15 protein-coding genes, 3 tRNA genes and 1 CRISPR repeat array (1 of these 19 running past the window's edge) are annotated in these 20,585 nt (G+C 63.1%); of the genes, 13 read left to right on the top strand and 5 right to left on the bottom strand.

Annotation, left to right across the window (positions count from 1 at the left end):
- A CRISPR array of direct repeats spans positions 1-1,689; the repeat unit is 28 nt; unit sequence GTTCACTGCCGGATAGGCAGCTTAGAAA; it reaches 2,300 nt to the left of the window's first position.
- A 54-nt stretch (positions 1,690-1,743) separates the two neighbouring features.
- The 4 genes from ACE3QM_RS03270 to ACE3QM_RS03255 all read left to right on the top strand — a co-directional run bounded on the left by ACE3QM_RS03270 (position 1,744) and on the right by ACE3QM_RS03255 (position 6,223).
- Positions 1,744-1,989, top strand: coding sequence for a type II toxin-antitoxin system Phd/YefM family antitoxin (locus ACE3QM_RS03270; RefSeq protein ID WP_019103002.1), 246 nt, complete (start codon positions 1,744-1,746; stop codon positions 1,987-1,989).
- A complete protein-coding gene (locus tag ACE3QM_RS03265; RefSeq protein ID WP_231461033.1) occupies positions 1,979-2,266 on the top strand; it encodes a type II toxin-antitoxin system RelE/ParE family toxin in 288 nt (95 codons plus the stop codon). Before ACE3QM_RS03270 ends, ACE3QM_RS03265 begins: the two co-directional genes overlap by 11 nt.
- A gap of 239 nt (positions 2,267-2,505) precedes the next feature.
- Entirely contained in the window at positions 2,506-5,184 is a 2,679-nt protein-coding gene (locus ACE3QM_RS03260; RefSeq protein WP_374420199.1) for a TonB-dependent receptor plug domain-containing protein, read from the top strand.
- Between the two features lie 79 nt (positions 5,185-5,263).
- Positions 5,264-6,223, top strand: coding sequence for a GNAT family N-acetyltransferase (locus ACE3QM_RS03255; protein WP_374420193.1), 960 nt, complete (start codon positions 5,264-5,266; stop codon positions 6,221-6,223).
- Between the two features lie 381 nt (positions 6,224-6,604).
- On the opposite strand, the gene ACE3QM_RS03250 is transcribed toward ACE3QM_RS03255, so the two are convergent.
- The 5 genes from ACE3QM_RS03250 to fdhD form a co-directional block, all read right to left on the bottom strand.
- Positions 6,605-6,679: transfer RNA gene (locus ACE3QM_RS03250), tRNA-Glu, on the bottom strand.
- A gap of 9 nt (positions 6,680-6,688) precedes the next feature.
- Positions 6,689-6,765, bottom strand: a tRNA-Arg gene (locus ACE3QM_RS03245).
- Between the two features lie 7 nt (positions 6,766-6,772).
- Positions 6,773-6,866, bottom strand: a tRNA-Ser gene (locus ACE3QM_RS03240).
- A 61-nt stretch (positions 6,867-6,927) separates the two neighbouring features.
- Positions 6,928-8,154, bottom strand: a complete 1,227-nt coding sequence (locus tag ACE3QM_RS03235) for an aspartate kinase (RefSeq protein WP_019103005.1) — start codon at positions 8,152-8,154, stop codon at positions 6,928-6,930.
- A 217-nt stretch (positions 8,155-8,371) separates the two neighbouring features.
- Entirely contained in the window at positions 8,372-9,181 is an 810-nt protein-coding gene (fdhD, locus tag ACE3QM_RS03230; RefSeq protein WP_374420186.1) for a formate dehydrogenase accessory sulfurtransferase FdhD, read from the bottom strand.
- Between the two features lie 133 nt (positions 9,182-9,314).
- Between fdhD and fdnG the strand changes: the two genes are divergently transcribed.
- From fdnG to ACE3QM_RS03185, 9 genes are all read left to right on the top strand, one after another.
- On the top strand, positions 9,315-12,371 hold the full coding sequence (gene fdnG, locus ACE3QM_RS03225) for a formate dehydrogenase-N subunit alpha (protein WP_156183832.1): 3,057 nt from the start codon (positions 9,315-9,317) through the stop codon (positions 12,369-12,371).
- A gap of 9 nt (positions 12,372-12,380) precedes the next feature.
- Entirely contained in the window at positions 12,381-13,256 is an 876-nt protein-coding gene (fdxH, locus tag ACE3QM_RS03220; protein WP_048409640.1) for a formate dehydrogenase subunit beta, read from the top strand.
- Positions 13,253-13,882, top strand: coding sequence for a formate dehydrogenase subunit gamma (locus ACE3QM_RS03215; RefSeq protein ID WP_048409639.1), 630 nt, complete (start codon positions 13,253-13,255; stop codon positions 13,880-13,882). The genes fdxH and ACE3QM_RS03215 overlap by 4 nt, the downstream gene beginning before the upstream one ends.
- On the top strand, positions 13,879-14,805 hold the full coding sequence (gene fdhE, locus ACE3QM_RS03210) for a formate dehydrogenase accessory protein FdhE (RefSeq protein WP_374420178.1): 927 nt from the start codon (positions 13,879-13,881) through the stop codon (positions 14,803-14,805). The genes ACE3QM_RS03215 and fdhE overlap by 4 nt, the downstream gene beginning before the upstream one ends.
- Positions 14,806-14,954: 149 nt before the next feature.
- Complete coding sequence (locus ACE3QM_RS03205; RefSeq protein WP_374420174.1) at positions 14,955-15,938, top strand: hypothetical protein; 984 nt, start codon at positions 14,955-14,957, stop codon at positions 15,936-15,938.
- A 17-nt stretch (positions 15,939-15,955) separates the two neighbouring features.
- Positions 15,956-16,324 carry a response regulator gene (locus ACE3QM_RS03200; RefSeq protein WP_048409685.1) on the top strand — a complete coding sequence of 123 codons (369 nt, stop codon included), beginning with the start codon at positions 15,956-15,958 and terminating at the stop codon, positions 16,322-16,324.
- 13 nt (positions 16,325-16,337) lie between these two features.
- Positions 16,338-16,688, top strand: coding sequence for an STAS domain-containing protein (locus ACE3QM_RS03195; protein ID WP_374420167.1), 351 nt, complete (start codon positions 16,338-16,340; stop codon positions 16,686-16,688).
- On the top strand, positions 16,678-18,942 hold the full coding sequence (locus tag ACE3QM_RS03190; RefSeq protein ID WP_374420163.1) for a chemotaxis protein CheA: 2,265 nt from the start codon (positions 16,678-16,680) through the stop codon (positions 18,940-18,942). Before ACE3QM_RS03195 ends, ACE3QM_RS03190 begins: the two co-directional genes overlap by 11 nt.
- The gene (locus ACE3QM_RS03185) at positions 18,939-20,582 is read left to right on the top strand and encodes a methyl-accepting chemotaxis protein (RefSeq protein ID WP_374420159.1); all 1,644 of its coding nucleotides are present in this window, start codon (positions 18,939-18,941) and stop codon (positions 20,580-20,582) included. Before ACE3QM_RS03190 ends, ACE3QM_RS03185 begins: the two co-directional genes overlap by 4 nt.
- Positions 20,583-20,585: the final 3 nt, after the last annotated feature.

Genomic DNA, 20,585 nt, shown 5'->3' with positions numbered 1-20,585 from the left:
GCTTAGAAATGGATCAGCTTGCCGCGCGCCAGCGCCTCCAGGTTCACTGCCGGATAGGCAGCTTAGAAAGGCTCTATGGTGCCGGGGGCTTTACTGACGATGTTCACTGCCGGATAGGCAGCTTAGAAAGCCCACGTATCTTGCGGTGCCCCACACTACCGGTTCACTGCCGGATAGGCAGCTTAGAAAAAGAAGATCATTGCCAACGGCGGCGCGCCGCTGTTCACTGCCGGATAGGCAGCTTAGAAATCGGTCGTCGAGCTGGAAGCCCTGGAATGGTCGTTCACTGCCGGATAGGCAGCTTAGAAAGAAACGGCAGAGCATGCCCAACCGGCCTACCCGTTCACTGCCGGATAGGCAGCTTAGAAAAGTCCGCCGACTACTTTGCCGCCTATCGTGGCGTTCACTGCCGGATAGGCAGCTTAGAAAAGCCTGATGGGCTATGTCGACAACACCAGCAAGTTCACTGCCGGATAGGCAGCTTAGAAATTCCAGATCGTAGGCTTGCAGGCCGGTAGTGGGTTCACTGCCGGATAGGCAGCTTAGAAAACCATCGAAGCTGTAACCACGCAATTGAACGGGTTCACTGCCGGATAGGCAGCTTAGAAATTGCAGGACGTGATTGCTGTTGTACATGTGCTGTTCACTGCCGGATAGGCAGCTTAGAAATGCAATGTAAATTCGTTGACTTACGTCGATACGTTCTCTGCCGGATGGGCAGCTTAGAAATGGACAACAAACAGCGCATCAGCGGTGCAGTGGTTCTCTGCCGGATGGGCAGCTTAGAAACCGTTGAAAATGCGATAATGGAGTATTGCAGCGTTCTCTGCCGGATGGGCAGCTTAGAAATTGCGGACCATCAGCCCGCGCTCTTCGTAGTCGTTCTCTGCCGGATGGGCAGCTTAGAAAAGAACGACGAACCGGAAAAATACGTTGACATTGTTCTCTGCCGGATGGGCAGCTTAGAAATGAACTGCGAGGGGTGTTTATAGGGGCGAGAAGTTCTCTGCCGGATGGGCAGCTTAGAAAGTGCTTCTAGCGCACAATCCCGCACCGGCTGTGTTCTCTGCCGGATGGGCAGCTTAGAAATTTCTTGCTGGGCTTGGGGTTGCGGCTGACGGGTTCTCTGCCGGATGGGCAGCTTAGAAATTAAGGGAGGTCGCCTCGCCGGTGCTGGCGGTGTTCTCTGCCGGATGGGCAGCTTAGAAACAGAAGAACCACGCCCAACTGATGGTGATGGTGTTCTCTGCCGGATGGGCAGCTTAGAAATGCTTGGTGCAGGTAGCGGTAACCGTGATCTGGTTCTCTGCCGGATGGGTAGCTTAGAAAAACTGGTATGCGACGCCCTTACCGCCATCGTCGTTCTCTGCCGGATGGGTAGCTTAGAAATGTGCCTATACGTGAGTGCAGCACAACCAAGAGCTCTCTGCCGGATGGGCAGCTTAGAAAGTGGTGTGCGTTGCGATCTGCTCCCGCCTGTTGTTCTCTGCCGGATGGGCCGCTTAGAAATCCTGCCATCTGGTATTACGTAGAGTGCAACAGTTCACTGCCGGGTAGGCAGCTTAGAAATTGCTGAAGAACGTCGAAGCGGATCTGGACGCGTTCACTGCCGGGTAGGCAGCTTAGAAAATCCACAACTTGATCTGGTGTCCGAAAGGCGGCTTCACTGCCGGACAGGCAGCTCACCACAACAAAATCAATGCTATATTAGGCATCTAAATTGATTTTAATTAGGGAGAAGTTATGGACTTGGTACTTGCCGATGTGGCTGTCAGCGTCACCGAGCTCAAACGCAATTTTGCCGGCATCATGCGCGAGGCCGCAGGGCATCCGGTGGTGATCCTGAATCACAACCGCCCGGAGGCCTATCTTGTTCCTGCCGCCCAATACGAACGCATGATGAACCTGCTTGAAGACATCGAGGACGCAAAGTTGGTGCTGGAACGTCGGCAGCAGCCCACCGTCAAGGTGGACCTGGATGAGCTATGAAATTGTTTTCCGGGTGGATGCGGAGAAGGAATGGCGAAAGTTGGACCCATCAATCCGACAGCAGTTTGCCAAGAAACTGAGAGAACGAGCCGAGCATCCGCACAACCCTTCCGCCAAGCTGCATGGCCTGGAAGGCTGCTACAAAATCAAGCTACGTCAGACCGGTTACCGGCTGGTCTATGAGGTGGACGACGGCAAAATCATCATCATCGTGGTGGCTATCGGACATCGCGACAAGAACCAAGCCTACCAAAAAGCCAAAGCGCGCCAGGGCTGAGCCGACGCAAGCCCGCGACAGTTGCACCCGCTGTCCTCATAGCCCCCCCCTAGCCCAAGCACCCCGATAAGCCCCGCATCCTGCCCCTCCTCCCCAAATCCCGCCTCCCGCAATGCTTCCAATCACATTATTCTCAATTTGAATAACAATCTAATTTTCCAGATTTTTAACATATATGCAATCGTGCTAGATTTTGTTTTCCAAAATCAATAAAGGGCCGGCACAGCCGGCGTTCCACGATGGCATACCCCCATTTCACTCTCTCCGCGCTGGCGCTGGCCTTGGCAGGGCAAGCCTTGCCGGCGCTGGCCGCCGACGGCAACACGCTGGACAGCGTCACCATCACCGGGTCGCGCATTGCGCGCGCCGGCAAGGAAGGCCCCACCGGGGTCACGGTGCTGAGCGGCGCCGATATCGAAAAACAGGGTTACACCAATGTCTACGACGCGCTGAACAATCTGGCGCAGAACACCGGCTTCACCCAGGGCGCGGATTTCGGCAATACCTTCACCCCGGCCGCCAACGCCATCAGCCTGCGCGGGCTGGGGCCCAATCATACGCTGACCTTGCTCAACGGCCGCCGCATCGCCGATTACCCGGTGGCTTACGAGGGTTCGGTCAACTTCGTCAATCTGGCCAATATCCCGGCGGCGATGATTGAGCGCATCGAGGTGCTCAACGGCGGCGCGTCGGCGATTTACGGCTCGGACGCCATCGCCGGCGTGGTCAATGTGATTCTGAAGAAAAAGGCTGACGGCACCACGGTCAACGTCAAGGCCGGCGGCAGCGAGCACCACGGCGGCGAAAACCTGCGCCTGCAGCTGAGCGGCGGCAAGAGCTGGGACAAGCTGAACCTGGTCTACGCGCTGGAGTTGAGCCAGCGCAACCCGATCTGGTCGCGCCAGCGCGGCTTCATGGCGGACAACACCGTCAACGGCGCGGCGCCCACCACGGTGTGGTCGCAGAAGGATGTGAGCAGCGGCAAGTTCATCGACCCCGGCGCGGCTTGCGGCGCGCTGGGCGGCCTGTACGCCGGCAGCGTGCGCGCTTACCGCAGCAGCAAGAGCAATGTCTGCGCCAGCCCGCTGGCCAAGGCCTCCTACTGGACGGTGCAGACCGCCAACCAGAGCCAGAACGGTTATCTGAGCCTGAATTACGCGCTCAACGATCACCTGGAGTTGTTCAGCGACGCGCTGCTGGCCTTCAACCACAGCGAGAACAACACCCGCGGCCCCAGCTGGACCTCGGCCGCCGGCAACGGCGGCTATTTCCTGAACCAGAACAGCGGCCGCTACGAGGTCTGGAGCCGCTTGCTGTCGCCGGAGGAGATGGGCGGCGCCAGCCGCTACAACCGCAAGTGGGACGATGTGGCGGCCAACCTGACTTTCGGCCTGCGCGGCACGGTGCCGGACAGCAGCTGGAGTTACGAAGCCGCTTACAACGCGTCCATCTATACCAGCCAGAACATCGCGCCGCGGCTGCTGGCCAATGCGGACAGTTTCTTCCTGGGCCAGCAGCAGGGCGTGGACGCCAAGGGGGTGCCGATTTACGCGCCGTCGGCCGGGCCGTTCAACCGCCGGCTGACGCAGGCGGAGTTCGACAGCATCGCCGGGCGCTCGGTGAGCCAGAACAAGTCCTGGCTGCAGGCGCTCAGCCTGAGCGGCAGCGGCGAGTTGTTCAAGCTGCCGGCCGGCGCGGTGAAACTGGCCGGCACGCTGGAATGGGGCAGCCAGGGCTTCAGCAACGATCCGGACCCGCTGATCAATCAGGGCGCGTTCTACAACACCTCGCCGGCCGTGCACGCCGGCGGCACCCGCTCGCGCCAGGCGCTGGGCGGTGAGTTGTTCATCCCGGTGTTGAAGCGGCTGGACCTGACGCTATCCGGCCGTTACGACCGCTACCAACTGCCGGACAGCAGCGCCGGCAAGTTCACTTACGGCGCCGGCCTGGCGTTCCGACCGCTGAACAGCTTGCTGCTGCGCGGCAGTTACGCCACCAGCTTCCGCGCGCCGGACATGAATTATCTGTTCCTGACCCAGAGCCGCGGCTATTACTCATCCAGCACTGATTACTGGCGTTGCGCCCAGGCCGGCCAGCCCTTGGCCAGCTGCGACTACAAAAGCATGTCGCCGGGCGCGGACTACGTGAAGAACGGCAACGCCGAACTGAAACCGGAAAACGGCAAGTCCTACGGCTTCGGCTTTGTGTGGTCGCCCAGCAGCAGCGCGGATATTTCGGTGGATTACTGGGACATCGCCATCAATGATCTGGTCACCGACCTGAGCGGCGACAAGCTGTTGCGCGACGAGGCGCAGTGCCGCGCCGGCGTGCTGGATGCGTCGTCCCAGCTGTGCCAGGACACGCTGCGCCGAGTGCAGCGCAATCCGGCCAATGCCTTGATCAATCCGGGCGCGATCAAGCAGATCGTGGTCAACCCGATCAACGCCGCCAGCGAGCGCACCAGCGGTTTCGACATCGCCGGCAAGCTGCGCTGGAAAACCGCCAGCTGGGGCAGCTTCCTGCTGAAAGCCAATTACACCAAGGTGCTGAAACACACTTACCAGCAGTTTGCCGGCGATGTGGAAAAGAATATGTTGAACGACCCGGAAAACACCGATTGGCCGGACAAGCTGGACACCAGCCTGAGCTGGGACATCGGCCCTTGGTCGTCCACCGTGCTGCTGACCCGCTATGGCAAGATTCCCAAGGCCAGCGGCAATGGCAATCTGACGCCCACGGTGCTGGCCAATTTCAGCACTCAGTATCAATGGAGCAAGCAGACTTCGGTGGGGCTCATCGTCAACAATGTGCTGGACACCATCAAGCGCGACGATACCAGCAACTGGCCCTACTACCCGGTGGGCAGCTATCTGCCCTATGGCCGCCAGTGGTGGGTGGAGGTGAACCACAAGTTCTGAACGGCTGGCGCGCTCACGATTTGTTGTAACAAGCAACTATTTAGTTGTATGTTACAACCATTATCACAGGAGAGCGCGCATGAACCCTACACAGCCGCAGCAGCTTGTCATCGACCAGATCCGCTCCGCCTCGCGGCGCATCGTGCGCGAGCTGGGTTTCATGCGCAGCACCCTGGCCATGAGCCGGCACTCCGCTTCCGCCGTGCATGCGGTGGTGGAGATCGGCCTGGCCGGCAGCTTGTCCGCCAGCCAGTTGGCGGACAAGCTGCAGCTGGAAAAATCCACGGTGAGCCGGCTGGTGCGCAAACTGACGCAGGGCGGCGAGCTGCTGGAGCAGGCCAGCCCCAGCGACGGCCGGACCAAGCTGCTGGCCTTGAGCCCGTCCGGCCAGCAGCTGTTCGCGCAGTTGCAGGACTACGGCCGCGGCCAGGTGGGCGGCGCCCTCGTCCACCTGTCGGCGGAGCAGCAGCGCCAGGTGGAACAGGGCCTGAATTGCTACGCGGCGGCGCTGGAAGCCAGGCACGCCGAGCACACGCCGCCGGCCGCGGCGCCCATCGCCGTTGAAACCGGTTACCGTTGCGGCGCGCTGGGCAGCATTGTCGCCATGCATGCGCGCTATTACCACGCCCACGCCGGCTTCGGCGCTTTTTTCGAACGGCAAGTGGCCACCGGCCTGGCCGACTTCCTCGGCCGCCTGAGCCAGCCCGGCAATCAGCTGTGGCTGGCCTTGCGCGACGGACGCATCATCGGTTCCTTGGTGATTGCGGCGGAGCCGGACGCGCCGGGGCAGGCGCAGCTGCGCTGGTTCATTCTGGACGAGGAGGCGCGCGGCAGCGGTCTTGGCCGCCGCATGATGGAACAGGCAATGGCGTTTTGCGATCAGCAGCGCCTCGCCGTCCGGCTGTGGACCTTCCAGGGCCTGCTGGCGGCGCGGCATTTGTACGAGGCCTTCGGCTTTGTCTTGAGCGAGGAGCGGCCCGGAGCGCGCTGGGGCGAACAGGTGGTGGAGCAGTGTTTTACACGGCCCGCCAAAAGCTAGCCGCGCGCCGTGCTGCTGCCGGATGGGCAGCTTAGAAAGCGAAAGCGGGTTACTCCTCGGGCGCGCGCTCATTCTCTGTCGGATGGGCAGCTTAGAAAGGTCGTGATGATTGCCCTGCAGAACCGAAAGTGTTCTCTGCCGGATGGGCAGCTTAGAAATCAAAAGGCCGGCTCGGTCGCGATGTGCTGAAGTTCTCTGCCGGATGGGCAGCTTAGAAAAGCTCCGCCGGGTTGCTGATGAAAAACAGCTCGTTCTCTGCCGGATAGGCAGCTTAGAAATGGGAGACGAAGGGAGATCTGTCCAACCAGGCAGTGCTCCGCCGGATAAACGGCATTAGAAATGCAAAAAACCCACCGCTTGCGCGATGGGTTTTTCTAAATCTGGCGTCCCCACGGGGAATCGAACCCCGGCTACCGCCGTGAAAGGGCGGTGTTCTAACCGCTAAACTATAGGGACACTAAGTTGTGGCGCACCCGGAGCGATTCGAACGCCCGACCCTCTGGTTCGTAGCCAGATACTCTATCCAACTGAGCTACGGGTGCGCTGAACTGGCGGAGAAAGAGGGATTCGAACCCTCGATACAGGTTTAAGCCCGTATGCTTCCTTAGCAGGGAAGTGCCTTCGACCACTCGGCCATTTCTCCGTTCAGAGAGCGCCATATTAATTAGCGCTGCGCCCTCTGTCAAGCGTGTATCCGAAATTATTTACGCCGGCTGGTCCAGTCCGAAAACTTTATGCAAAACGCGAACCGCCAGTTCCAGATACTTCTCGTCCACCAGCACCGATACCTTGATTTCCGAGGTGGAGATCATCTGGATATTGATGCCCTCTTCCGCCAGGGTGCGGAACATGGTGGAGGCAATGCCGCAATGCGAACGCATGCCCACGCCCACGATGGAGATCTTGGCCACCTTGTCGTCGGCGTCGATCTTGGCGGCGCCGATATGGGTCTGCACTTCGCGCAGAATGGTCAGCGCGCGCTGGAATTCGCCGCGCGGCACGGTGAAGGAGAAATCGGTCGCGCCGTTTTCGCCCACGTTCTGGATGATCATGTCCACTTCGATATTGGCATCGGCGATCGGCCCCAGAATCTGGTAGGCGATGCCAGGCTTGTCCGGCACGCCCTTGACGTTGATGCGCGCTTCGTTACGGTCAAATGCGATGCCTGCGACAACGGCCTTTTCCATGCTTTCATCTTCCTCATACGTAATCAGGGTGCCTTCGCCTTCGTCTTCGAAGCTGGAGAGCACGCGCAAACGAACCTTGTACTTGCCGGCGAATTCCACCGAGCGGATCTGCAGCACCTTGGAGCCCAGCGACGCCATTTCGATCATTTCCTCGAACGTGACGGTCTTCAGGCGGCGCGCTTCCGGCACCACGCGCGGATCGGTGGTGTAAACGCCGTCCACGTCGGTGTAGATCTGGCATTCGTCGGCCTTCAGCGCGGCGGCCAGCGCCACGGCGGAGGTGTCCGAGCCGCCACGGCCCAGCGTGGTGATGTCGCCGTCCTCGTCCACGCCCTGGAAGCCTGCGACAATGACGACGCGGCCTTCATTGAGGTCGGAGCGCATCGCGGCGTCGTCTATCTCCTGGATGCGGGCCTTGGTGTGGGCGTTGTCGGTAACCAGCTTCACCTGCCAGCCACAGTAGCTCTTGGCCGGCACGCCGATTTCCTTCAGCGCCATCGCCAGCAGGCCGATGGTGACTTGCTCGCCGGTGGATACCACCACGTCCAGCTCGCGCGGGTCCGGATAGTCCTGAATCTCCTTTGCCAGGGCGATGAGGCGGTTGGTTTCGCCGCTCATGGCGGACACCACCACCACGACATCATGTCCCTGCGACTTCCACTTGGCGACACGGCGGGCAACGTTCTTGATCCGTTCGGTGGTTCCAACCGAAGTGCCGCCGTACTTTTGTACGATGAGTGCCATGCTTGTTTCTTATATTCGAAAGGGTTGAAATGTCGAGCTTCGATTCTGACCCTATCCTGGCCAGAATTGCAAGGCGGAATTCTCCGCGCATGCTGCAACGCAAAACCCACTGCCGGCCGCGCCCGGCGCGCCGCGGCGCAAGCTGCCGGCACAGCGGCGCTTGCCGGCATCAATCCATGGCTGAGATGCCGTTTGCTGGCAGATTATTTCTGTTGGATTACATGCGCAAACGCTCGGGGCAGCTGTACAGATTGGCGCGGCCGTGACCGGCGAAGCCAATCAGGGTCAGGCCGTAGCGCGCGGCCATCTCCACCGCCAGCGAGGTGGGCGCGGACAGCGCGATCAGGATCTCGATGCCGGCGGCGGCGGCCTTCTGCGCCATTTCATAGCTGGCGCGGCTGGTGACGATGGCGGCGCCGTCGCGCCAGCCCTGGCGCGCGCGCGCGCCGATCAGCTTGTCCAGCGCCACATGGCGGCCCACGTCCTCGCTGACATGCAGCAGCGCGCCGTCCTGCCCCACCCAGGCGGCGGCATGGGCGCAGGCGGTGGCCTGGGACAGGCTTTGCGCCTGCTGCAGCGCCGGCAAGGCGCGCGCCAGCGCGTCCAGGCTAAAGCTTTGGGTCCGCGGCAGGAGCGGCAGCGGCCGGTGGATTTCGGCCAGCTGCTCCACGCCGCACAGGCCGCAGCCGGTGCGCCCGGCCAGCTGGCGGCGGCGCTCCTTCAAGGCCATGAAGCGGGCCGAGGCCAGATCGATGCGCGCTTCCACGCCGCGCTCGCCGGGGATGATGTCGATGCCGTAGATTTCGCCCGGATGGGCGATGATGCCCTCGGCCAGGCTGAAGCCCAGCGCGAAGTCTTCCAGTTCCCGCGGGCTGGCCATCATCACCACGTGGGACAAGCCGTTGTACACCAGCGCCACCGGGGCCTCCACCGCCACCCAGTCCTGGCGGGAGCGGGCAAGGCCGTCGCGGCAGTCGACGATGTCCAAGCCCAGCGCCGCGCCCGTCAGCGCGTCATTTATTGTCATAGAATTAACCTGTGATCCACCGCAATAGTTTGTACTAATTGATACCTACGGCGATAATAGATTTTCCGCTGTGAGTGAGCAATGCGCCCTTGGTGGGTCAGGGGCGCCAGGTTCATACCAAGGAGACAAACCCATGCAAGTCAGCAGACGGCAGTTTTTCAAGCTCTGCGCCGGCGGCATGGCAGGCACCACCATCGCGACGCTGGGCTTCATGCCCGAAACCGCGCTGGCCGACACCCGCAGCTATAAATTGCTGCGCGCGACGGAAACCCGGAATACCTGTCCATACTGTTCGGTGGGCTGTGGCATCTTGATGTACAGCCTGGGCGACGGCGCCAAGAACGCCAAAGCCGATATTTTCCACATTGAAGGCGATCCGGATCACCCGGTCAATCGCGGCGCGCTCTGTCCCAAGGGCGCGGGCCTGATCGACTTCATCCACAGCCCCAACCGCCTGCGCTACCCGGAAGTGCGCGAAGCGGGCTCCAACGAATACAAGCGCATCAGCTGGGACGAGGCTTTCGAGCGCATCGCCGCCCATATGAAACGCGACCGCGACGCCAACTTCGTCGAGAAGAACGCCGACGGCGTCACCGTCAATCGCTGGCTGACCACCGGTTTCCTGGCCGCTTCCGCGTCCAGCAACGAGGCGGGCTGGCTGACGCACAAATTCACCCGCAGCCTGGGGCTGCTGGCGGTCGACAACCAGGCGCGTGTATGACACGGACCAACGGTGGCAAGTCTTGCCCCAACATTTGGTCGCGGTGCCATGACAAACCATTGGGTCGACATCAAGAACGCCAACCTCATCGTCGTCATGGGCGGCAATGCGGCAGAGGCGCACCCGGTGGGCTTCCGCTGGGCGATTGAGGCCAAGACCCGCAACAAGGCGAAACTGATCGTCATCGACCCGCGCTTCACCCGCACGGCGTCTGTGGCGGATTATTACGCCCCCATCCGCACCGGCACGGACATTGCGTTCCTGTCCGGCGTGATCCGCTACCTGCTGCAAACCGGCAAGTACAACAAGGAATACACGCTGGCCTACACCAATGCCGCGCTATTGGTGAACCCGGACTTCAAGTTCGACGACGGCCTGTTCTCCGGCTACAACGCCGACAAGCACAGCTACGACAAATCCACCTGGTCCTACCAGCTGGACGACAAGGGCATGGCCAAGCGCGACGACAGCCTGTCCGACCCGCGCTGCGTGATCAATCTGATGCGCGAGCACGTGGCCCGCTACACGCCGGAAATGGTGGAAACCGTCTGCGGCACGCCCAAGGACGCCTTCCTCAAGGTCTGCGAATACCTGGCGGAAACCGGCGCCCACGACAAGACCACCTCCTTCCTGTACGCGCTGGGCTGGACTCAGCACTCCATCGGTTCGCAGAACATCCGCACCATGGCGATGATCCAGCTGCTGCTGGGCAATATGGGCATGGCCGGCGGCGGGGTCAACGCGCTGCGCGGCCACTCCAACATCCAGGGTCTGACCGATATCGGCCTGCTGTCCACCAGCTTGCCGGGTTATCTGAACATGCCCTCGGAGAAGGAGCCCACGCTGGAGTCCTATCTGGGCAAGTACACCAGCAAGCCGCTGGCCGACGGGCAGATGAACTACTGGCAGAACTATCCCAAGTTCTTCGTTTCGCTGATGAAGGCGATGTGGGGCGACAAGGCCACCGCCGACAACCAGTGGGGCTATGACTGGCTGCCCAAGTGGGACAAGAGCTACGACGTGCTGCAGTACTTCGAGCTGATGCATCAGGGCAAGATCAACGGCTATTTCTGCCAAGGCTTCAACCCCATCCTGGCCTTCCCGGACAAGAACAAGGTGGTGGCCTCGCTTTCCAAGCTGAAATACCTGGTGATCATGGACCCGCTGGCCACCGACACTTCCACTTTCTGGAAGAATCACGGCGAGCAGAACGATGTGAAGAGCGCGGAGATCCAGACCGAGGTGTTCCGCCTGCCCACCACCTGTTTCGCCGAAGAAGACGGCGCGGTGGTCAACTCCGGCCGCTGGCTGCAATGGCACTGGAAAGGCGCGGACGCGCCGGGCGAAGCCATCACCGACGCGGAAATCCTGGCCGGCATCTTTACTCGTCTGAAGGCTCAGTACGCCAAGGACGGCGGCAAGAACGCCGAGGCCATCATGAATCTGTCCTGGGCTTACGGCGATCCGCACGAGCCCAAGCCGGAGGAACTGGCCAAGGAGCTCAACGGCAAGGCGCTGGCGGACATCCCGGACCCCAAGAACCCGGGGCAGTTCCTGGCCAAGAAAGGCGAGCAGTTGTCCGGCTTCGCGCTATTGCAGGCCGACGGCAGCACCGCTTCCGGCTGTTGGATCTTCGCCGGCAGCTGGACCCAGGCCGGCAACCAGATGGCGCGCCGCGACAACAGCGATCCGTCCGGGCTGGGCAATACCCTGGGCTGGGCCTGGGCGTGGCCGGCCAACCGCCGCGTGCTGTACAACCGCGCTTCCTGTAAGCCGGACGGCACGCCGTGGGACAAGAAACGGACGCTGATCAAGTGGAACGGCGAAAAATGGGTGGGCGTGGACGTGCCGGACTTCAAGGCCGACGAGCCGCCCGGCAGCGCCATGGCGCCGTTCATCATGCAGGCCGAGGGCCTGGGGCGGCTGTTCGCGCTCGACAAGATGGCGGAAGGCCCGTTCCCCGAGCACTACGAGCCGTTCGAAACGCCGCTGGGCACCAACCCGCTGCATCCCAAGGTGGTGTCCAATCCGGCGGCGCGGGTGTTCCCGGCGGACCGCGAACAGATGGGCAAGCACGACGCCTTCCCGTACGCGGCCACCACTTACCGTCTGACCGAGCACTTCCACGGCTGGACCAAGCACGCGCGCCTGAACGCGATCGCCCAGCCGGAGCAGTTCGTGGAAATCGGCGAGGCGCTGGCCAAGGAGAAAGGCATCGCCCACGGCGACACGGTGAAAGTGTCGTCCAAGCGCGGCTATATCAAGGCCAAGGCGGTGGTGACCAAGCGCATCCGCGCGCTGCAGGTCAACGGCAAGACGGTGCACCAGGTCGGGATTCCGATTCACTGGGGTTATGAAGGGGTGGCCCAGAAAGGCTTCAGCGCCAACACGCTGACGCCCTTCGTAGGCGACGCCAACACCCAGACGCCGGAATTCAAGTCCTTCCTGGTCAACGTCGAGAAAGTGTAAGGAGCGACCATGTCATCACTGCAATCGCAAGATATCCTGCGCCGCTCCGCCAGTCCCACTCAGCCGCCGGTGGTGCGCGATTACAAGGCCGAGGTGGCCAAGCTGATCGACGTGTCCACCTGCATCGGCTGCAAGGCCTGTCAGGTGGCCTGCTCGGAGTGGAACGACATCCGCGACGAAGTGGGCCACAACGTCGGCGTCTACGACAACCCGGCCGACCTCACCGCCCACAGCTGGACGGTGATGCGCTACAGCGAGGTGGAGGAAAGCGGCAAGCTGGAATGGCTGATCCGCAAGGACGGCTGCATGCACTGCGCCGATCCGGGCTGTCTGAAGGCCTGCCCGTCGCCGGGCGCCATCATCCAGTACGCCAACGGCATCGTGGACTTCCAGTCCGAGCACTGCATAGGCTGCGGCTATTGCATCTCCGGCTGTCCGTTCAATGTGCCGCGCATCAACCAGAAGGACAACAAGGCGTATAAATGCACCTTGTGTTCCGACCGGGTGATGGTGGGCCAGGAGCCGGCCTGCGTGAAGACCTGTCCCACCGGAGCCATCCGCTTCGGCACCAAGTCCGATATGCAGGCCTACGCCCACGACCGGGTGGAAGAGCTGAAGACCCGCGGCTACGCCAACGCCGGGCTGTACGATCCGGAAGGCGTGGGCGGCACCCACGTGATGTACGTGCTGCACCACGCCGACAAGCCGGAGCTGTATTCCGGCCTGGCCAAGGATCCCAAGATCAGCCCGGTGGTCAGCCTGTGGAAGGGCATCCTCAAGCCGCTGTCCACCATAGGCCTGGCGGCTTCGGTGTTGTTCGGCTTCTTCCACTACATCGGCGTCGGCCCCAATAAGGCGGAAGAGGAAGAGGAGGAACAGGCATGAGCAAGGAAAAGCTGATCAAGCGCTACAGCGCGGCGGAGCGCGTCAACCACTGGATCGTGGCGGTGTGCTTCGTGCTGTTGGCGATTTCCGGCCTGGCCTTCTTCTACCCGGCCTTCTTCTGGCTGACCGGCGTGTTCGGCACGCCGCAGCTGGCGCGCATCATCCACCCCTTCGTCGGGGTGCTGATGTTCCTCGGCTTCGCGCGTCAGTTCCTGCGCTACTGGCATCACAACTTCCTGGACAAGGAAGACGTGAAGTGGATGATGGCGGTGAAGTCGGTGCTGTCCGGCCACGAGGTCGGCGACATCGGCAAGTACAACGGCGGCCAGAAAGGCATGTTCTGGCTGATGACCGGCTGCATGCTGATGCTGGTGTGCACCGGCTTCATCATGTGGCGGCCGTACTTCGCGCTGTACTTCCCCATCCCGGTGATCCGCGTGGCGCTGCTACTGCACGCCTGGAGCGCGCTGATCCTGATCGCCGGCATCATCGTCCACGTCTACGCCGCCATCTGGGTGCGCGGCACGATACGGGCGATGGTGGAAGGCGTGGTCACCCATGCCTGGGCCAAGAAGCATCATCCGCGCTGGTATCGTGAAATGACCGGAGACAAGAACAAGCCATGAGCATACGCATCGTCCCCCTGGACGAGGCTGGCCGGCTGCAAACCGCGGCGGGAGAGATCCCGCCGTTGTTGCTGCCCCAGCCCGCCGAACGCTATCTGGCCCGCAGCCAGCGCCTCACGGCGCTGGCCGACGGCCACCCGATGGCGGCCTATCTGGCCTTCGCCGCCCGCATCGCCGCGGCTCAGCACCGCCTGGTGCGCGAACAGCCGGTGACGCTGCCGCAGCGCGGCGATTACTTCCATCATTGCGCCGAACACGGCCTGCCGCCGCTGGGCGCCGCCGCCTGGCCGCGCGACCCGGTGTGGCGCGATCTGCTGCGCGCGCTGTGCGCGGAGCTCGCCGCCCTGCCCGGCCCCGCCGGCCAGATGGCGCGCGAACTGGAACAGACTGACGACGCCGCGCTGGAAAGCGCCGCGCGCGCGCTGTTGGACGGCGACTTCGCCGCCGTAGGCTCGGCGCGGGCGCCGCTGCTGTGGGCGGCGCTGTCGGTCTACTTCAGCCAGTTGGCCGCGCAATTGCAGGTGACGGCGGTGGCCGAACCCGACGACGCCCACCACCTGTGCCCGGTGTGCGCGATGCCGCCGGTGGCCAGCGTGGTGCGCCTCGGCAACGAGTCCGGCCTGCGCTATCTTCATTGCAGCCTGTGCGAGAGCGAATGGCATCTGGTGCGCGCCAAGTGCAGCAATTGCGAAGCCACGCGCGACATCGGCTACTGGTCGCTGGAGCAAGGCGACAGCCAGCAGGCCGCGGTGCGCGGCGAAAGCTGCGGCGACTGCGGCAGCTATCTGAAGATCCTGGCTCTGGACAAGGATCTGAATGCCGAACCGGCGGCCGACGACCTCGCCACGCTGGCGCTGGATCAACAGTTGGAGCAGCGCGGCTTCGCCCGCAGCGGGGTCAATCCCTTGCTGTTCCCCGGCTGAGCAACGGTTCCAAGTCTGCCCCCCAAGCCTCCATCACGGAGGCTTTTTTCATTGCGTCGGCAAACATCTTGGCCACGCCGTCCGTTTGCATAAGAAAAAACCAACAACTACAAAAAAGGTATGACTTTTTTCTATCCCGGTTAATCGACATGGCTCTCCCGCCCCTGACGCCAAGACATCGCCTGCTGCTGGGCCTGGCCATCAACGGCGGAGTCCTGTTTTGGCTGTTCCACGGCCATCCCTGGCTCTGGGCGGGGCTGGCGCTCAGCAGCGCGGCATTGGCGCTGGCGTTGCTCTGGCCCGCCACCGCGCCGACGCTGGCCACGCCGCGCGCCGACGATTACTGGCAGGGTTTCGCCAACCACATCTGCGCGCTGCTGCCGCTGTGGACCGGCCACATCGCGCTGGGCAAGGAACAGATGGACGACGCCGCCAATCGGCTGACCATGCGCTTCGACGGCATTCTGCGCCAGGTGGGCGGCTCGGTGCGGCAAGCCGGCGAGCACACCGACAAGACGGCGCTGGCGCAAGCGGAAAGCCGGCTCAAACACATGCTGGAATTGCTGCAGAACGCCACCCGGCAGCAGACCGATCTCGCCATCCACCTGCACACGCTGGGCCAGTCCGCCAACACCTTGCAAAACCTGGTGCGCAGCCTGGTCAACGGCCGCCAGCTGGACAGCGAGCAGAATATGGAACAGCTGGGCAACGACACGCTGGAGCAGCTGGCCCGGCTGCAAACCCAGATCGACAAGGCGATGGGCAGCCTGGCGCAGATGGCGCACGAACCGGTGCGGGCGCAGGCGCCGCTGAACCCGGACGCCGCCGCGCCCCGGGACGAGGAAGCGGCGTTTGCGCAGAGCTTGCCGCAGGCATTGGAAGACATCCTGGTGCAGTTGCAATTCCAGGATCGCGTCGATCAGATCCTCAGCGGCGTGCAAAACGATATGCGCCGGCTGGAGAACGTGATCACCCTGGCGCTGGCGGCGGCCGAGCACCGGCCGGAGCCGCCGGACACCGCCGCCTGGCTGGAAGCGCTGAAAAACAGCTATACCACCCATGAGCAGCGTGTCCTGCACAGCAGCGACCAGGCGGAATCCGGCGATAAGCAAAACAACATCACATTTTTTTGATTCGGGGAATGTTCCAGATGGCCAAGACCATACTCATCGTCGATGATTCGGCCAGCCTGCGGCAGGTGGTGCGCATGACGCTCGCCGGCGCGGGCTATGAGGTGCTGGAGGCCGCCAACGGCCAGGAAGCGCTGGACGTGCTGGATGGGCGCAAGGTCCATCTGATCGTTTCCGACGTGAACATGCCGCTGATGGACGGCATCGCTCTGCTGCGCAATATCAAGGTCCACCCCAATTACAAATTCACCCCGGTGATCATGCTGACCACGGAATCGTCCGAGGAAAAGAAGCAGGAAGGCAAGGCCGCCGGGGCCAAGGCCTGGGTGGTCAAGCCGTTTCAGCCTCCGGTGCTGCTGACCGCCGTTTCCAAATTGATCCTGCCCTGACCGGGAGCCCGACATGGCGCGCGCCCGCAAAAAATCAGACGCCCAGCACAGCGCGCCCGCCGCGCTGTCCACCACGCCGTTCCAGTTGACGCTGAGCGGCGAACAGACCATTTACCAGGCGGCGGAACTGCACCAGCAGTTGGCCGAGGCGCTGGGCAAGCACACCGCCATCCAGCTGGAACTGTCCTGCGTCAGCGAACTGGACTGCGCCATCGCCCAGGTGCTGATCTGGCTGCGCGGCGAAGCCGGCGCGCGCGGCGTCGCGCTGCAATTCATCGCGCCCAGCCAGCCGGTGCAGGACTTCATCCGCCTGATCGGCTTGCAAGCGATGTTGCCGCTGGAGGAACTGGCGCATGGATCTTGAACTGGCGCTGCAAACCTTCTTCGAGGAGTCCAACGAGCTGCTGGGCGAGATGGAACGCATCCTGCTGGACGTGGAAGCGGACAACACCACCAGCGAACAGCTGAACGCGCTGTTCCGCGCGATGCACACCATCAAGGGCTCGGCCGGCTTGTTCGGCCTCGACATCATCGTCGCCTTCACCCATGAAGTGGAAAACGCGCTGGACCAGCTGCGCGACGGCAAGCTGCGCCTGGACGATATGCTGACCGGCCTGCTGCTGCGCTGTCACGATCACGTCAAGGAAATGCTGGCCGCGCTGGCGGCCAAGGACAGCCTGGACCGCTTCGCCCAGCCCGAGCTGCTGGCCGAGCTGGCCGCCTATACCCAAACCGGCGCGGCTCCGGAGCCGGAAGCCGCCGCGCCGCCCGCGGCGGCGGAACCCGCCATGCCGGCCGAGCCTGAGCCCGATGAGCCCAGGTCCGGGCTATGGCTGCTGTCGCTGCGCTTCGGCCCGGACATGCTGCGCAACGGCATGGACCCCTCCTCCTTCATCCGCTACCTCGCCACCATAGGCGAAATCGAACAGATCGAGGCGGTGGCCACCCAATTACCGGCTGGCGCGGACTTCAATCCGGAAACCAATTACCTGCGCCTGGAGGCGCGCTACCGCAGCCCGGCGGAACAACAAACCCTGGCCGATGTGTTCGAGTTCGCCCGCGAAGACAGCGAAGTCCACATCTGGCCATGGCCGGCCACGCCGGCGCAGCAGGCCGCGGCGCTGGCCAGCGCCGACGCGGCCGAGGCCGCCGCGGTGCGCGCGGTATGGCTGCGCCTTGGACTGGATGCCGATGCGCCGACGGCTGCCGTCGGCGTCGACGCGGACACGGCCTGGACCTACGCCGATGCCGACACGCCGGCCGAGACGGCAATGCCGGAACCGGAAGCGAACGCGACATCATCCGAACCCGCCCAGCCAACGGAAGCCGCGCCCGGCCGCGCCAAGGGCGGCGGCGAAGCCAAGAGCGCCAAACAGGCGGAAAGCAAGTTCATCAAGGTGGAAGCCGGCAAGCTGGATAGCCTGATCAATCTGATCGGCGAGCTGGTGATCGCCGGCGCCGCCGCCAATCTGGTGGCGCGCCGCTCGCAACAAAGCGCGCTGGTGGAATCCACCCAGGCCATCGCCAATCTGATCGAACAGATCCGCGCCGGCACGCTGTCGATGCGCATGATACAGATAGGCGAAATCTTCAGCCGCTTCCCGCGCGTGGCGCGCGATGTCTCGCGCGAACTGGGCAAGGACATCCAGCTGCATATCTCCGGCGCGGAAACCGAGCTGGACAAATCCATGGTGGAAAAGCTGGGCGATCCGCTGATGCACATCGTGCGCAACGCCATCGACCACGGCATCGAAACCACCGCGCAACGGCTGGCCGCCGGCAAGCCGGCCGAAGGCCATGTCTGGCTCAACGCCTACCACGAATCCGGCAGCATCGTCATCGAAGTGGCCGACGACGGCGGCGGGCTCAACCAGGCGCGCATTCTGGCCAAGGCGGTGGAGCGCGGCCTGCTGCCGGCCGACATGGCGCTGCCGGAGCAGGATGTGTTCCGGCTGATCTTCGAGGCCGGCTTCTCCACCGCGGACCAGGTGACCAGCATCTCCGGCCGCGGCGTGGGCATGGATGTGGTGAGAAAAAGCATAGAGCAGTTGCGCGGCACCATAGACATCGAATCCGAACTCGGCCTGGGCACCACCTTCCGCATCCGGCTGCCGCTGACCCTGGCCATCATCGACGGCTTCCTGGTGGAAGTGGGCGCCGCCACCTTCGTGGTGCCGCTGGAAGCGGTGATCGAATGCATAGAACTGCCGGCCGCGCTGGACAGGGACAGCGTGCACGACTGCCTGAACCTGCGCGGCGAGCTGTTGCCGCTGCTGCGGCTGGACAACTTCCTGGACTTGCCCGCCGTCGCGGCCAAGCGCCGCAACGTGGTGGTGGTCCACTACGGCGAGCGCAAGGCCGGCCTGGTGGTGGACGCGCTGCTGGGGGAATTCCAGACCGTGATCAAGCCGCTGGGCAGCCTGTTCCGCCATTTGAAGGCCATCAGCGGCTCCACCATTCTGGGCACCGGCGAAGTCGCGCTGATTCTCGACGTGCCCGCCTTGATCCACCATGCCACCCAAAAAGAGGCGGAACGCTACACCCTGCCCTCGCTCGCTCGGGAATGGGAACCTGGCACTAGCAACCCGGCGGCGAAAACGGATAGGAGCGCCCAATGAGCCAATCGAAAAACGGCATGACCATAGCGCAGAAGCTCGGCCTGGGCTTCGGCCTGATCATCGTGCTGATGCTGATCTGCGTCAGCTGCGCACTGTACGGCCTGGAAGTCAGCAACAGCGCCCTGCGCAACATCACCACGTTCAACAACCAGGAAAGCCGGCAAGCGCGGCTGCTGGTCAGCGACAACCAGGACATCCGCATCGCCTACCGCAATGTGATGCTGGCGGAAGGGCCGTCCGACATCAGCGCGGCGCTGCAAGCCTATCAAGCCTCCAAGCAAACCTATATGGAACGCGAGAAAAAGCTGGCCGATATCTTCCGCCAGGCTGACAACAACACCCCGCAGGAGCTGGAATTGCTGGGCCGCATCCAGAACATGCGCCCCGCCACCCTGGGACAGGTGGACAAGGCGGTGGACCTGGCCAACCAGGGCCGCCAGGAAGACGCCAAGAAAATCATGCAGAACGAAATCGCGCCGCAGATGCAGGCGTTCAATCTGCAATTGAACGCGCTGGCCGACCTGGAAGACAAACTCAACGACCAACTCGCCGCCGACGCCAACGGCAGTTATCAACAGGCGCACTGGGTGATGATAGGCCTCTCGTTGTTCGCCGTCGTCATCAGCGCCGGCCTGGCCACCTTGATCACCCGCAATCTGCTGCGCACCCTGGGCGGAGAACCTCACTATGTATCCGAAGTGATGCGCCAGGTGGCCGACGGCAAGCTGGACACCGAGATCCGGCTGCGTCCGGGCGATCAGACCAGCTTGTGCGCCGCCATCGCCGCCACCATAGAACGGCTGCGCACCATCATCGCCGAGGTCAAGAGCGGCTCCGAAGCCTTGTCCAGCGCCGCGCAGCAGATCAACTCCACCTCGCAATCACTATCCCAGGCCGCCAGCGAACAGGCGGCCGGCATTGAGGAAACCTCGGCCTCGGTGGAAGAGATGTCCTCCTCCATCAGCCAGACCAACGACAATGCCCGCGTTACCGAAAGCATCGCCACCAAGGCCTCGCGCGAAGCGGCCGAAGGCGGCGAGGCGGTGCGCCGCACCGTGGACGCGATGCGCCAGATCGCCGACAAGATCGGCATCGTCGACGACATCGCCTACCAGACCAATCTGCTGGCGCTCAACGCCGCCATCGAAGCCGCGCGCGCCGGCGAGCACGGCAAGGGCTTCGCCGTGGTGGCGGCCGAGGTGCGCAAACTGGCCGAACGCAGCCAGATCGCCGCCCAGGAAATCAGCGGCGTGGCCGGCAGCAGCGTCAAGCTGGCGGAACAGGCCGGCCAGTTCCTGGAAGAAATCGTGCGCTCCAGCAGCCGCACCGCCGACCTGGTGCAGGAAATCGCCGCCGCCTCCAACGAGCAGGCCAGCGGCGTCAGCCAGATCAATTCCGCCATCCAGCAACTGAGCCTGACCACCCAGCAAAACGCCTCCGCCAGCGAAGAGCTGGCCTCCACCGCCGAGGAGATGAACGATCAGGCCGAACACCTGCATGAGCTGATGGGCTACTTCCAGCTGAGCGCCAACGAGGACTTCCGCCCGGCGCCGCGCCAGCGCGCGCGGCACGAATCCAGCCACTTCCCCGCGCCGCTGCACGCGCCGCTGGCGGAAGAGTCTGACTTCATCCGCTTCTGAACC

Source organism: Chromobacterium sp., assembly GCF_041912965.1.
GTDB classification, from domain to species: Bacteria; Pseudomonadota; Gammaproteobacteria; order Burkholderiales; family Chromobacteriaceae; genus Chromobacterium; species Chromobacterium aquaticum.
Note: the sequence above shows the minus strand (reverse complement) of the source record. Positions and strands in the feature narration are given on the sequence as shown.

What these genes read in the sequence shown, in the direction of transcription:
- ACE3QM_RS03270 (WP_019103002.1), top strand. Translation starts at nt 1,744, where the DNA reads ATGGACTTGGTACTTGCCGATGTGGCTGTCAGCGTCACCGAGCTCAAA.
- ACE3QM_RS03265 (WP_231461033.1), top strand. Translation starts at nt 1,979, where the DNA reads ATGAGCTATGAAATTGTTTTCCGGGTGGATGCGGAGAAGGAATGGCGA.
- ACE3QM_RS03260 (WP_374420199.1), top strand. Translation starts at nt 2,506, where the DNA reads ATGGCATACCCCCATTTCACTCTCTCCGCGCTGGCGCTGGCCTTGGCA.
- ACE3QM_RS03255 (WP_374420193.1), top strand. Translation starts at nt 5,264, where the DNA reads ATGAACCCTACACAGCCGCAGCAGCTTGTCATCGACCAGATCCGCTCC.
- ACE3QM_RS03235 (WP_019103005.1), bottom strand. Translation starts at nt 8,154, where the DNA reads ATGGCACTCATCGTACAAAAGTACGGCGGCACTTCGGTTGGAACCACC.
- fdhD (WP_374420186.1), bottom strand. Translation starts at nt 9,181, where the DNA reads ATGACAATAAATGACGCGCTGACGGGCGCGGCGCTGGGCTTGGACATC.
- fdxH (WP_048409640.1), top strand. Translation starts at nt 12,381, where the DNA reads ATGTCATCACTGCAATCGCAAGATATCCTGCGCCGCTCCGCCAGTCCC.
- ACE3QM_RS03215 (WP_048409639.1), top strand. Translation starts at nt 13,253, where the DNA reads ATGAGCAAGGAAAAGCTGATCAAGCGCTACAGCGCGGCGGAGCGCGTC.
- fdhE (WP_374420178.1), top strand. Translation starts at nt 13,879, where the DNA reads ATGAGCATACGCATCGTCCCCCTGGACGAGGCTGGCCGGCTGCAAACC.
- ACE3QM_RS03205 (WP_374420174.1), top strand. Translation starts at nt 14,955, where the DNA reads ATGGCTCTCCCGCCCCTGACGCCAAGACATCGCCTGCTGCTGGGCCTG.
- ACE3QM_RS03200 (WP_048409685.1), top strand. Translation starts at nt 15,956, where the DNA reads ATGGCCAAGACCATACTCATCGTCGATGATTCGGCCAGCCTGCGGCAG.
- ACE3QM_RS03195 (WP_374420167.1), top strand. Translation starts at nt 16,338, where the DNA reads ATGGCGCGCGCCCGCAAAAAATCAGACGCCCAGCACAGCGCGCCCGCC.
- ACE3QM_RS03190 (WP_374420163.1), top strand. Translation starts at nt 16,678, where the DNA reads ATGGATCTTGAACTGGCGCTGCAAACCTTCTTCGAGGAGTCCAACGAG.
- ACE3QM_RS03185 (WP_374420159.1), top strand. Translation starts at nt 18,939, where the DNA reads ATGAGCCAATCGAAAAACGGCATGACCATAGCGCAGAAGCTCGGCCTG.